The following is a 13,451-nucleotide window of genomic DNA, read 5'->3' as shown; positions in this document are numbered from 1 at the left end:
GGTATAAGTTATAAATTACATTGGTATTATAGCATCCTATTCTTTTCCAGACCAGTCCGAAACATTGCGATTATCATCGTCTGGAATCTGAGGTGGCATTCCTTTTATCTTGTACGAAAATATTCTTGCTTTTCTAGCTATTTCAGAATTAGCGCGCATATAATTTAGTGAATTATAATCGTGAATTGACTTGGCGGGTATAATTCCTAATGATTTCGGCATATTATTTAAAGAAAAGCTAGTCAGTGTGCTTTCTTCCCAACTCAAGTTTCTATTGATATTAATAATAGCTAGGTCATGCCAAGGGAAAACCTTCTCATCCCATGGTTTTTGATTGTTAAATATTTCAGGGCTATCGTCATCATTGGCTATTCTTGTTTGAATTTGCAATCGATAGTGGGCTCCTTCAGAAGCTACTCTATTTACAAATTCGTCTTTTAAATAGTTTCTTCCATTTTTTTCATGAGGGAGCACTCTCTGATTACATGTGTCATAATCACACATATCTGGGGTGATTCCAGTTTCTGGTTCATCTTTAAGAGGTAACACCCTATATTTTGCGTATCGCTTGATTTCATCCATTCCTATAAACAAAAAAGGTGTTAAACCATAGTAATGTAAATTGGTGAATGATGTGGGATTTCTTCGAAGAGATAACTGTGCTCCTTTCAAACCCTCAGGATACTTTCGATAGTAATCATGGTATTCTACTCCCCACTTTTGTGCTCTCATTTTGGCAAATTGTAAAAAACTAGAAGCAGACCAAAATAAATTAATGATCCCTGTATTGCATTCTAAGTCAAATGGGCTGTTCCAATGTTCATCCGAAAATTTAACAGAACAACTCCGAATACAATTCATTGCATCATCTAAAAATGTCGCACTTGCATGTCTTATGCGAGCTGGGAAAACTTTGCCAGGTCTAAAAAAATCATGGGCTGGAAATTTAGGGTCATCTACTATACGAGCAGATCCTTCACCAGCTATGCCGTTGTTATGTGACATACGATAGCGCTTTGGGAGCACGAGCATGAAAACAAGTCCTAGTGCAAAAAATCGTGCAGTTAGCCAAAGTATAAAAAAATCATATTTAGCTTTCAGCCAATCTATAAATATATTGATAAGTGAGAATCGTTTTGATGGTTTCTTTTTTAAATCCATAGTGTTAAATATTAGTGCGTGATTCAATTTGGTCTATTGCTACATTGTATTTCTTAAATTCTTCTTTCTTAGCTAAAAACATTTCTATCAATCGAGGATCCATATCGCCATCTTCATTCTTCACGATAAATCCATATTCCGTTCTTGATAGAAAATTGCTAAACCACATCATCTGTGTACTTCTTGTGAGGTCTGGTGCTATACTGTAGTCTGATTCTGGGGACATAATACCCTGTTCTTTCTCTCCAAATCGCAGTCCTAAACAACTATATAATACTTCACCTATATCCTCATATTGATGTTCATTGATCCAAGTATGCAGGAAGGTAGCCGTCATTATTACATAGCAACACATATCTTTCAAATTTTGCCAATCGTTAGAATTGGGATTATACTCTTCAGAAAGCGTTACGGGGGAAATTACTTTTGTTATATTATCAACTTTCTCTCGCGGACTATTGAAATTTATTCGATACTCTTGACTGAGGTATTCGATTCGTTCTTTGAGATAATTTTTGTCCAGATCAGATAATGTCTCCCAATCTAGGTTTGAACCATATAGAGGAACGGAGTGAGAAACTAGATCCTTACTAAATAAGTAAATTTCGTACCAATACTTTTTAATCTCTTCATCATTTTCTTCAACAAAAAGATCCACCCATTCTCTCAATACATTCCAAAAAAGTGTTTCAGCCTTTGCATAGGTATGTGCCTCTGATATTGGATTCATAGGTTGCCAATTTTTCCAATCTTGAAAACCTAAAAGATCTTCTGCGCGCTGTAAAAGTGAGTTAGTCGTCAATGCCGTAGCGTTTGGTAGATAATCTTTTATTAAGAGTTTATCTGCCGAATGATCTATCAAAGCTACTTCTTTTACATGTGGCAATAAAAGTCGAGCAATAGGATTGAGTCTTAAATTCCTATGAACTGCGATAGAATATTGTTCCGTATTGAGATGAGTGCCAGCCAAATGCTGATCTATTTCACCGCATAATGCGCTTGTGACTCTGGCTGCTCGTTTTGCCTGTAGCCATTTTTCACCATCTTGAGGTGTATAGACATGCTCCTCATATGGGTCTTTGTTTATAGCATTTAAAGGCCCTATGAGTCTTATTTCAATAGGAGTAGGCAATCCATCTTCTTTTAATTTAAATTTTATTTTAGCAGTAGGAAATGCATATTCTTCATTGACTTCATATAATCCAGCTCCAAAAAACTTGATCCAATAGTGAGCTGGATTCTCTGTGTCAGGAATAAATGTAGCCATACTCATTCCATTCATAAACCGTTCTCCGAACCAGTCATCTCCACGAGTATATCCAGGAAGTCTTTTTTCGATGGCTACGGTCAAGTTCTCTGGATAATCATCCTGTATTGTTTGCAAATTGATAGATTCTGGCTCTCGCCGAATTTGCAAGAGATGTTTTTGTTTGGTCAATTCTATAGGGATAAATTGTTCACTCATAGACACCGTCCTACCTTCGGTATACTCCTCAGGTGCGTCTTCATCATGGTTCTTTATGAATACCCTAGGTATTCTAGTGTCGTCTCTATATTCCCAAAAAAAGAGTTGTATAACTCCCAGGCTATAGCTCATTCCTATCAAATCAGATTTGGGAATCAATAAAGTCTTAAAGAGTTTCTTATTTGGTTGTAGTTTCCCACCTATTGTTACTAGCCCCGTCATTTCATATATTTCAAATCGCAGATTGGCGCGATTCCACCAATTGCGTGCCGCTATAAAATCAAATGGTAGTTCAAAATATCCATTTCGATCTGTTCGTCCAGCGCTTAATTTTCTCCATTGAAACAAACGAGTCCTCACCCATAATTCCACTCGCTTATTATGAATAGGAATCGCCAAATCATTCCTTTTGCCGAATGTGATTCTTCCTACTACTGTGCTATTAAAATCAGTTCCATAGATGATATCCTTGCGTGGTGTCATTCTATGCCACCATTGCTTTATTCGTTTTGAAATTCTTGTTAAAAATGCAATAAAAAATTCAATTAGTATAGTAAGCCAACTATTGATGATTTTTGAATTGCCAACTTCTAAATGATTAATACTTTTTAGTTTCGGATCGAAAAATTTTCCTTTATCGGTATATATAATTTTAGTCTTATTATAACATTCTTCGACAATTTTTTTGATTTCTTCCTTAGTCATAAAAATTTGTGTTTGATTTAGCTGGCTTTTTGTCTTTCCCCATTCATTAATTCTCTTTCTACAAAATACATATCAATTTCTCCTTTGTTCTTTGCTTGAACCTTTCCTCTGTGCTTGCATTGAAAATAATTCTTAATCAGATTGTAGGTAGCTCCGGAAATATTGATTTGACCCGGTTCACCGCTGGATTCCATCCTACTTGCAATATTTACTGTATCGCCCCAAATATCATAAGCAAATTTTTTGGAACCTACAACTCCTGCAACTACTGGTCCAGTATGGAGTCCTATTCTAATCTCAAATACAGGAAGATTTCTTTGTCTGCAATAATCTCCATGTTGCTGCACCCATTCTTTTATCTCGATAGCCGCTTTCACGGCATCTAAGGCATGCGTAGAATTAGGAACAGGCAGTCCACCGACACACATATAAGCATCTCCTATTGTTTTTATTTTTTCTAAATTATATTTTTCCATTATTTTATCAAAGGTTCCAAAACATAAATCTATCTCATTTACAATCTCCTCGGCTGTTAATTTTTCAGATATCATAGTAAATCCTTTGAAGTCTGTGAATAGAACCGTTACATTGTCATAACCTCTTGGCTTAGTTCTTCCATCTCGTTTCAACTCTTCTGCCGTTTCTATAGGTAAAATATTGTACAATAAATCATCTGATTTCCTTTTTTCTTCCGCTAGTTCTGATGTGCGAATTTTTACTTTTTGTTCCATTTGATCATAAAGGATAGCATTGTCTATAGAGACGGCTATTTGACCTGAGAGAAGAGATAATAAATCTATACGATCTTGGGTAAATGCTCCAATACTTAGATTGTTACCGAGATAAAGAATTCCAATAAATTTACCTTGGTTGAATATTGGAAGTGCCAGAATTGATTTTGACTTATTTTTTAATATAAAAGGATCACTGTGATACCGATTGTCATTCGCAGCATCATTGATGACGATACTTTCACCTGTTCGCTTGACATAGTTTACGATAGCCTCTGATAGGAGTTCTGTGTTTTTTATTGAAATATGATCTAAGATATTCGTGTCGTGGTTTTCCTTATTGATCATCGCTTCTATCATCAATTCACCATCTCTATCTAAAATTAGAAAACCATAATGTGCGCCTGCATTTTCAATAACGACATTCATCAAATTATTCAATAGTTTAGAAAGAATAATTTCCCCTGAGATAGCAGTAGCTGCCTTGAGAACTGATGTGATATCTAGCACTGTACTTTGTACCATAGAAGTGGTAGACTTCACCACTGACTTTTGACTTAAAGTAGACTCTTGTCTTTGCACGCCAGAAACATATTTTGGATATGATTGCTCTAAATGGTTGAGTTTAGCATCGGCTCCCCATTCTCGATATGCATTATATGCTGCTTTAAAATAAAACTCTGCTAAATCTTCTGAGTTTAAGCTCAGATAGAGTTTTCCTGCCAATTCATACGAAAGGGCTACCTCGTGAGTATAGCTTGAACTAGCTGCTCCAGATATGACCTTGTCATACTATAATCGAGCCTTATTCGTTTCACCCAGAGCCTTGTGAACCTCAGCATCCAACAGGTCGTATTTGTGAAGATAATTCATTGGAGCATCCTTTGCCCATTTTTTCATCTTCTTCATATTGCTCTTAATGGAACTCATATAACGTTTCTGATTAGTTCTATTAGCTTTTGGATAAAGGGCTAACATAATGAGCGATTCATACAAATGATGATTTGGTATTTCAAACTTAGCTAAAACTGCTTCCAAAAGCAATCTAGACTGAGCGGAATGATGCAAAGCGTTTTCATAATCTTCGAAATAATAACACAATATCATTTTGTTGAAATGAATAAAGAAAGTTCCGGTTTTGTCGTTTCTTTCCGTATTCTGATTCATCATCTTTTCCTCATCATAGGCTTCACCTGTCAAAACTATAGGGGATGCAGATCTCCCCATAAAGTTTAACATTGCCTGGCGATAAACCTCATTGTAATTGTAATTCGTCTCCTGCTTAAATGACTTGAAACTATCACTGTAAGCTTTGGTTTCTATTTCAAGTCTAGGCAATGGTTTCCCACTGAGATATGCATTGATACAATAAATGTTTGTATTGATACAAGCAAATTCGATGGCTCCTGTTTCCAATCCAATATGATAGGATTCTTGCAGTGGTCTTAATGTATTGTGCACATGTTCATTCCATATATTGATCAAAGCATAAATAGGAGTAAATACCTGAGTTTTCCATTCTTTAGCTTTGAATTTATCTAATAAAACAAGGCCTAACTTTCCGAAAGAATAGCCTGATTTCATATCTTCTAATACACCGCACATGATAACACCATAGGTAGCAAATGCAAACGATGATACTGCTGTGTTGCCATATCTTAATGAAAGTTCCACCATTCGAAAAATGACCAATGGAAAAAATGTAGGCACTGCCCAATAGCTAGAAGAAGCTATGTCGGCTAGAATGCGCATGGAAGCTATTTTATGTTCATTGGTCATTGTAGGAAGATTTTCCAGTTTATAATTATCCTTCCTAAAGAGCATTAATTTTATCTTCAATAAATTATACATGACATGAACTAGCCTTGCTTTAGTAGGGAATGTCTCTCCTAATTGAGCCAGAAGCTCCCTTCCTGTATTAATAGCATCAATTAATTTGTTTTCTGCTTTATATGCTAGAATTCTAATTTCATATGGTTTTACCTTTTCTAACAGATTTTTTGAATTAGCCAATACTTCTTTATACTTTTGATCCATGGCATTGAAGTCTCCGTTGAGATAGGCTGCTTCCATAGCATAGGTATATAAGTCAATCGTGAGCTTATACTGATTCTTCCATGGTTCATGTTTCAGCAAACTAATTCCTGTATCGAAATAATCCAGTGCTGGCTTAAAAGCCGAACTTTGTTTCGCTTTAACTCCAGCTTCCAAATTTAACAATGCTAACTGTTCCTTCTCCTCTTCGGATGTGATTAATTCCTTTCCACAATTCCATTGATTTGTAATACTAAATAGTTTTTCTTCTTTTTCTTCTTCGGAGATATTCTCTAATAAAAGTTTTCCGATACTTAGATGTAAACTATTTTTTTCATTATCGGGAATTGTTGAATAAACGGCTTGTTGAATTCTATCATGCGAGAAACGAAAGTTTTCACCTGCAGGTATTATAAACCCTTCTTTCAAAGCCTCAAATAAATCTAGGTGAATTACAGAGATTTCTTTTTTCCTGATAATCGCTAAGGCACTGGATGAAAATTGATTCCCTATACAAGCAGCTATTTTGAGCAATACCTGGGTTTCATCTGTAAATTGTTTAGTCTTATTGGCCATGAGGTCTACTACATTGTCTGAAATGTTTTGTAGTTTAACTTTTTCAATATCCCATTGCCACTTATTATTTGCAAAATTGAATTGTAATAGTTTTTCTGAAAATAAAGTTTTTAAAAATTGTGTTGAGAAAAATGCATTTCCCTGAGTCTTTGAAAAAACCAGCTCTGCAAGTGGTCGTGTTATAGATTTGGACTCATTTACAGATTCCGAAATCAAATCATTTAAATTTTCTAGATTTAAATTCTCGACATGAATGCTTGACATATTTATACCCTTCTCACCCAATTCATTTTGGAGTAGAACAAAAGGGTGGCTTGCATTCACTTCGTTATCCCGATAGGCTCCAATAAATAAAATGTACCCATTCGATTTGTCTGAGAGCAATACATCCAATAAATTTATAGAAGCAGAATCTGCCCATTGCAAATCATCAATAAACAAAACCAAAGGGTGGTCCTTTGAAGAAATTGCCGAAACAAATTTTTTACAGATATAGTTAAATCTATTCTGCGCCTCTGCGCCTCCTAATTCTGGAACAGATACTTGTTCTCCTATGATAAGCTCCAGCCGTGGCAAAACATCTGTAAGGACTTTCCCTTCGCTCCCTACAGCATCTTGAATTTTCGCCTTAAATAGTGCTAGTTTCTCTTCCTTTTCTGTTAGAATAATATTGATGAATTCACCTAGAGCATGAAGGATGGCATAATAGGGCATGGCTCTTTGAAACTGATCATATTTACCTTCGATAAAATAACCTTTTTTTTGCGTTATTGGCTTGTGAACTTCTCTCACGAGCGCAGACTTCCCAGTTCCTGAGTATCCAGCGACCCATACTATTTCTTGTGTTCCAAGTGTACAATTATGAAATGAGTTTAATAAAGATTTAATTTCACTCTCCCTTCCATATAATTTTTGAGGAATTTCAAATTTGCCTGAATAATCATTTTGTCTTAACTCAAAATTAGGTATTTGTTTAGTTTTTTCATATTCACGCAAGCAAATCTCCAAATCGTGCTTTAATCCTTCTGCAGATTGATATCTATCTTCTGAATTCTTGGATAGAAGTGTAGTGATGATATCTGAAATTGGTTTAGGAATGCTTGGATTCAATTGATTTAGCTCCTTAGGGGTTATCGCAATATGACTATGAACAAGTTCCATGACATCTTGAGAGACAAATGGAGGCTGTCCATATAACATTTCATAGAAAGTAACCCCAAGTGAATAGAGATCAGTTCTATAATCTACTTTACGATTCATTCTACCCGTTTGTTCAGGGGAGTTATAAGTGATAGTGCCCTCTAATGTCTCTGGATTACTTATGGAGTGCTGTTTTAAATCTATTCGTGATGAAATCCCAAAGTCGATGATTTTAACCGTCCTCTCTTGTAAATTTACCAATAAATTAAATGGCTTATATCTTTATGAATGATATCATTATGGTGTATTTCTGCTAAGGCACTCGAGGATGCAATAGCTATATGTAAAAAATCAAGAATATCGCCTTGTTTATTTTTAAATATTTCAGTGATAGTATTGCCTTCTATCCATTCGAGATATATGGCGTGTCTGTTCTTTTCTTTTGATTTTTTTAGTACATTTCTGGTATGCTTGAGATGGAGTCCTTCTAATAAATCAAACTCGTTATAAAACTGAGCAATTTCTTTGGGTGTTGGAAACTCATAATTACAAATTTTCACTAAAACGGGGATTCCCCATTCACTTTCACTCTGAAAATAAATCTTGGATTTTTTACTTTCGTATATAAGTTTTTCTATCATAAAGTAAACATTTTTGATACTTCTAAAATAAAAGGTTTAAGCCTAAACTAACATAACCTCAAATGTTTATATACGCAAAACTAATTTATTTTTTTAACTATGCCGTTTTATTGCATAGAAAAGATATAGTATTAAATCCAAATTTCAATAAAAATTTTATTTTTTGACAATAAAGAGCTAACTTGCACTCTGTCAGTAAAGCCTGTGGATGAAATGGCGAATTGAATCCCTACCGAATTTTTATTACGATGCAATAAGCTTGGTAAAAATGAACTTATACTGGAAGATTTGAAAGAAGATTTTGAAATAAAAGTCAAGGCTAATCTAAAACTGCTAACTATTCGTCATTATACTGAGGATATTTTAGCTAAACTAATACAAATTAAAGCTGTTTTCCTCACACAAAAAGACGAACATTCGGTGCATTATTTGATGGTGTGATGATAACTCAATTTAGAAATGTAATAATCCCTACCTAATCACATACCTATACAATTCCTTTCCATCCTTATCTTTATAGATGACTTCTACTCGTCTTTCGGCTTTATTTCCGACTACTTGTATGAGGGCATAGTTTCTTTTTCCACCGATATAGCTTCCTTCTACTCGGAGGGTGTTAGGCTCATTGGGATTTGCAGTTGAGCCTGAGGTGAGAGGCGATATTGTGAGGTCATGAAAAATGTCGCCATCACTGGTGGTAAATTTACTGATTTCAGAATTATGTCTATCGCCTGTTAAAAAAATAACGCCTTTGATATTATTTTCATCGAGTTGCCTCAATAGAGAAGCGTGCTCATTTTCATAATTGCTATGATTTTCCTTAACCTTAGCTGAATTGAGAATTTGACTACCAACTGCTATAAACTTAAATCGTGCTTCACTGCTTTTGAGTGATTCGATAAGCCAAGATAATTGTTCTTGTCCTAGCATTGCACCATCTTTGCCTTTAGTTGTCCTAAACCAACGATCATCCAAAAGATAAAACGCACAATCCGACCATTCGAAATAGCTTGTGATTCCTTGTCCATTGGCAACTCCATAATGGTTTGAAGGAAAAAAATCTTTAAAAGTTTGTAAAGTAACATCTTTCAATTGGTAAGTACCTATGGCATCATTCGGTCCATAGTCATGATCATCCCAGATAGCATAGTGGTGGGTCGCTCTCAATAGTTCTTGCAGCTCAGGTAGTGCTCGTGTATGGGTATATCGATACTGTATTCCACTTTTACTATCATAGTCTGCTTCTCTCAAATAGACGTTATCTCCTAGCCATAGCATAAAATTAGAAGACTCTTTGGCCATATTGGTGAATATATGGTGATCTCCGCCATAACTCTTTCCAGGACGATCATAGGCTGTATCATTGACATAATTGCAACTTCCTGTCAAGAAACTGAAATCAGGAGCATCCGTGCGCCATCTCCAGATTTTGTTGGTCTTAAATTTTTGGTTTGGATATGATTTCATCACCTTTTGATTTATGAGAATTTCATATCCATATTCAGTATCTAGGTCTAGTAAAGAAGTCGTCAGTGTAGCTGTATAGGCTGATTCATGCTTGGTATCAACCTTTTTACTCAGAAACTTTTCCTGTGGATTGTTTATTTTCCAGTATCTCATTTGGACTTCTGCCTCTTTATCCGTTTGCACCCAGATGGCAGTCTCACGCATAGCTAGATAGGTTAGCATAGGGCCATTTTTTAGAGATTGGGCAGAGGTTGTGGAAATGATACCAAAAGCAGCTAAACATAGTTTTAAAAACAGTTTCATTATAGTTGAATTTAGAATTATTTATAAATTTTGACCTCCGTATTATTATCCACGTATGAATACAGTTCATCGATATCTTTATTTTTTAGCGAGATACAACCCAGTGTCCAATTGACACGCTGACTTATGGAAATATCTGTCATATAAGGCACTCCGTGAATCCCTACATTGCCTCCTATCATCGCTTTGGCAGGAATTAACTTTGCTTTTTTAGCCTCTTCATGTTTTTTTTGAGATTGCGCATTGGGATAATCTAGCCAAATAAATTTCGACCACTTTTTATGCGGATATTTCGTTTTGATTTTAAACTCACCCTCTGGAGTGCATCCATCCCCTTCCATTAATTTGTCATCTATAGGATTAAATCCAAATACGACGGGATAGCTTTTTACTACCAAATTTTTATGATAAGCATATAGTCTATATCTTGATTTAGAGATCTGAATGGTGGTAATCTTCATATTTTGAGCAAGCTGACTGAGTTTCTTATCATAATTGATTAGTTTTTCTTCAGCTTCTTTATTGTTAGAAACTAAGTCTAGTGCACGCTTCTCTTGACAAGATAACGAGAGAAGTAAAATGAAAATAAAAGCGATGAAACGAATCATATTGATGTTAGAAATTAATGAATCGAAGTGTTTAAATATTAATGCGAACTAATATTAGGAATCTCGTCAAGAATTGAATTTGTCTTATCTTCTACAGTCCAGCCTATAGCTTTGGAAACATTGACCAATGAACCTAGATTCTCTATCAAGCGCTGCCTGGCTTGTATTTTGAGCGAACTGTTTTCTATTTGCTGTTCTATTTTCTGTTTTGCATCCGCTTGTACTTTATTGATATCATCCTTAGTGAAACTAGTAAATGTGGAGGCTTGAATGTCATAGAACTTTAAATCTGGGATAATATTGACTTCTTCATCAGGAAGTTTTTCTATGACTACTCTCTTATTTTCTTTATCGACAAAAATGACCATTTTCTTTAAATCATAACCAACAATCACTTTGGCATCTAATATCACAATCGCTTTTTTCTCCTGAGGTATGAGATCGAAAAAAACTTTGGACCTTTCTTGATAGGTATAGGTCTCCGTAAAATTCCCTTCGAGTACCATCAATTTGGAAATGGATTCAACGGATTTCATAATCGTCGTTGCCTCAATCTCTACATCGGTATTTTTCGACATAAACTTTTTATACATAAAGAATAAGACTCCCATGACGAGAAGACCAACAAAAAATCCCTTTAAAAATACCATTTGATTCATTTTATTTTAGAATTGAAAGCTTATAATTTTCTGTCACGAGATTGGTGGGGAAATTATTGGTAAATAATTGCCCTGTTCCCAATCCTTGAGGCATAGTATAACACTTTTCATATTTACTACACCATTGCGCGATAGTATTTAACCCAAGATTGCTCTCAAGGGCGGAGGTTATCCACCAATCTATTTTGAGCTGATTCGCTATGAAAATCCATTCTTCACTACCCATTAATCCACCATGCAGAGAAGGTTTCAGGACTACGTAATGCGGCTGCAATCGTTCAAGTAACGACCATTTTTCCTTATAGGTATTTTTTCCTATGAGCTCTTCATCTAAAGCGATAGGAATAGGTGATGTTTGAATGAGATGTTGCATTTCATCCAATTGATTAGGCTTGATAGGTTGCTCTATAGAGTGTATTTGATAGTCGCTAAGTCGTTTTAATTTTTCTAAGGCTTCTTTTGGTTGAAAAGCTCCATTGGCGTCTAGCCTTATACTTAGTGTTCTCTCATTTCTATATTTTCTAACATGTTTTAATAACTCAATCTCTTTTTCAAAATCTATTCCACCTATTTTTAATTTGATACAATGGACATCCTTTTCTAAAATGGAATCTATTTGTGATTTCATTTCATCGTAGTCACCCATCCATACGAGAGCATTGATGGGAATAGATTTGCTGCCTTGAGTAAATGGTGTTTTATAAAAAATAAAGTCTCTGTGTTTGTAGCTGAGCCATGCAGATTCTATCCCGAAAAGTATCGAAGGATAATCCAATAATTCAGGTTTATGATTTAAAAAGTATTCAATATTATTGGCGACTTCTATGAGTTTTTCTTCAAAATTTAAACTTAATTCCGCACTTAATCCTTCTAATGGGGCTATTTCACCAAAACCATCTCTTCCGAAGTTATCCATAATTTTCAATGTCCAAATTTTCCTATAAGACATAGTACTGCGAGAGGTAGTCGCTGGTTTATGAAACTGAAGTTCATAAGGAATGATTTCACAAGAGTATTTTTTAGCCATTCTACTTGGATTGAAGCGTAGTTATAAAACTTGTGAAATGAAAAATAATATAGACAAAAAGAAAGTAGCCAATGCAGTAGGTTTGAGTAATAAATCAAAGTCTTTGAGTTCTTTTATCTTTAAAAATTTTAAGAGAATAAAAATAAAAGGAATAAATCCAATCCAATAGGCATAGCTAAACCAATTGGTAATATTTTGTGTAAACACATATCCAGCCCAACTAAAGATTCCGATGAGAATCAAAATAATAAAATAAATTCTTGAATTTTCATAACCAAACTGAATTGCCATAGTTATTTTACCATATTTAGCATCATTGATCATATCTCGAAGGTTATTGAGGTGCAAAATACTTGTGGTCAAGCAACCTATGCCTATTGCTGGAAGAACGGCGGCATTATTTAGTTGATGTACATTGAGAAACATGGAGCCAACAACACCAAGTATTCCGAAAAATAGAAACACAAAAATATCACCATATGCACGATAACCATATGCAATATTTCCTTTGGTATAATTATCTGCAGCCCACAAAGAAATTAGTCCAAGGAGAAATAATATAAGCTTTTCCCACCATAAAATATTTGAATTGAGAATGAGGGTAATACCAGAAAGCAATGCCAGAGCTATTGTAATTTTTAGTATCTTTTTTAGTTCGTCAGGAGTTAGTATCCCACTCTGTATAGTCCTTTGTGGACCTATACGTTCAGCATTATCTGTACCTTTTTCACTGTCACCAATATCATTTGAAAAATTGGATATAATCTGCAATAGCAAAGTGGTAAGGATAGTCAAGATAAAAATACGCCACTGAAAAGCTCCCAAATAAAATGCCATAGCATTTCCGGTAATGACACATGATAAGGCTAAGGGTAAGGTTCGCAATCGTGAGGCGTGGAGAATAGACTTGAACTGACTCATTACGCAAACTTAT

Annotated in this window: 10 protein-coding genes; all 10 read right to left on the bottom strand. The window is 35.0% G+C overall.

Translation table 11 applies throughout. From position 1 onward, the window contains the following. Positions 1–36: 36 nt before the first annotated feature. The 10 genes from JNL75_00935 to menA all read right to left on the bottom strand — a co-directional run bounded on the left by JNL75_00935 (position 37) and on the right by menA (position 13,438). On the bottom strand, positions 37–1,161 hold the full coding sequence (locus JNL75_00935; GenBank protein MBL7788379.1) for a hypothetical protein: 1,125 nt from the start codon (positions 1,159–1,161) through the stop codon (positions 37–39). Positions 1,162–1,165: 4 nt separating this feature from the next. Beyond that, positions 1,166–3,331: a hypothetical protein gene (locus JNL75_00930; protein ID MBL7788378.1), complete on the bottom strand. Its 2,166-nt coding sequence runs from the start codon at positions 3,329–3,331 to the stop codon at positions 1,166–1,168. A gap of 17 nt (positions 3,332–3,348) precedes the next feature. Continuing rightward, positions 3,349–4,788, bottom strand: a complete 1,440-nt coding sequence (locus tag JNL75_00925; GenBank protein ID MBL7788377.1) for a GAF domain-containing protein — start codon at positions 4,786–4,788, stop codon at positions 3,349–3,351. Positions 4,789–4,854: 66 nt separating this feature from the next. Next, entirely contained in the window at positions 4,855–8,073 is a 3,219-nt protein-coding gene (locus JNL75_00920; protein MBL7788376.1) for an AAA family ATPase, read from the bottom strand. Continuing rightward, on the bottom strand, positions 8,067–8,453 hold the full coding sequence (locus JNL75_00915) for a protein kinase (GenBank protein ID MBL7788375.1): 387 nt from the start codon (positions 8,451–8,453) through the stop codon (positions 8,067–8,069). The genes JNL75_00920 and JNL75_00915 overlap by 7 nt, the downstream gene beginning before the upstream one ends. A gap of 471 nt (positions 8,454–8,924) precedes the next feature. After that, positions 8,925–10,223, bottom strand: coding sequence for an alkaline phosphatase family protein (locus JNL75_00910; protein ID MBL7788374.1), 1,299 nt, complete (start codon positions 10,221–10,223; stop codon positions 8,925–8,927). 17 nt (positions 10,224–10,240) lie between these two features. After that, entirely contained in the window at positions 10,241–10,831 is a 591-nt protein-coding gene (locus JNL75_00905) for a L,D-transpeptidase (GenBank protein ID MBL7788373.1), read from the bottom strand. A 38-nt stretch (positions 10,832–10,869) separates the two neighbouring features. After that, positions 10,870–11,481 carry a DUF4230 domain-containing protein gene (locus JNL75_00900; protein ID MBL7788372.1) on the bottom strand — a complete coding sequence of 204 codons (612 nt, stop codon included), beginning with the start codon at positions 11,479–11,481 and terminating at the stop codon, positions 10,870–10,872. A gap of 10 nt (positions 11,482–11,491) precedes the next feature. Continuing rightward, on the bottom strand, positions 11,492–12,517 hold the full coding sequence (locus tag JNL75_00895; GenBank protein ID MBL7788371.1) for an o-succinylbenzoate synthase: 1,026 nt from the start codon (positions 12,515–12,517) through the stop codon (positions 11,492–11,494). 21 nt (positions 12,518–12,538) lie between these two features. Next, on the bottom strand, positions 12,539–13,438 hold the full coding sequence (menA, locus tag JNL75_00890; protein MBL7788370.1) for a 1,4-dihydroxy-2-naphthoate octaprenyltransferase: 900 nt from the start codon (positions 13,436–13,438) through the stop codon (positions 12,539–12,541). Positions 13,439–13,451 lie beyond the last annotated feature (13 nt).

Source organism: Chitinophagales bacterium (assembly GCA_016787225.1).
Classification (GTDB): domain Bacteria; phylum Bacteroidota; class Bacteroidia; order Chitinophagales; family JADJOU01; genus CHPMRC01.
The sequence above is the reverse complement of the archived record's forward strand: the minus strand, read 5'-3'. Positions and strand labels throughout refer to the sequence as shown.

Excerpts from the sequence above, each read along its gene's own strand:
- JNL75_00905 (MBL7788373.1), bottom strand. The coding sequence starts at position 10,831 with ATGATTCGTTTCATCGCTTTTATTTTCATTTTACTTCTCTCGTTATCT.
- JNL75_00915 (MBL7788375.1), bottom strand. The coding sequence starts at position 8,453 with ATGATAGAAAAACTTATATACGAAAGTAAAAAATCCAAGATTTATTTT.
- JNL75_00910 (MBL7788374.1), bottom strand. The coding sequence starts at position 10,223 with ATGAAACTGTTTTTAAAACTATGTTTAGCTGCTTTTGGTATCATTTCC.
- JNL75_00935 (MBL7788379.1), bottom strand. The coding sequence starts at position 1,161 with ATGGATTTAAAAAAGAAACCATCAAAACGATTCTCACTTATCAATATA.
- JNL75_00895 (MBL7788371.1), bottom strand. The coding sequence starts at position 12,517 with ATGGCTAAAAAATACTCTTGTGAAATCATTCCTTATGAACTTCAGTTT.
- JNL75_00930 (MBL7788378.1), bottom strand. The coding sequence starts at position 3,331 with ATGACTAAGGAAGAAATCAAAAAAATTGTCGAAGAATGTTATAATAAG.
- JNL75_00900 (MBL7788372.1), bottom strand. The coding sequence starts at position 11,481 with ATGGTATTTTTAAAGGGATTTTTTGTTGGTCTTCTCGTCATGGGAGTC.
- menA (MBL7788370.1), bottom strand. The coding sequence starts at position 13,438 with ATGAGTCAGTTCAAGTCTATTCTCCACGCCTCACGATTGCGAACCTTA.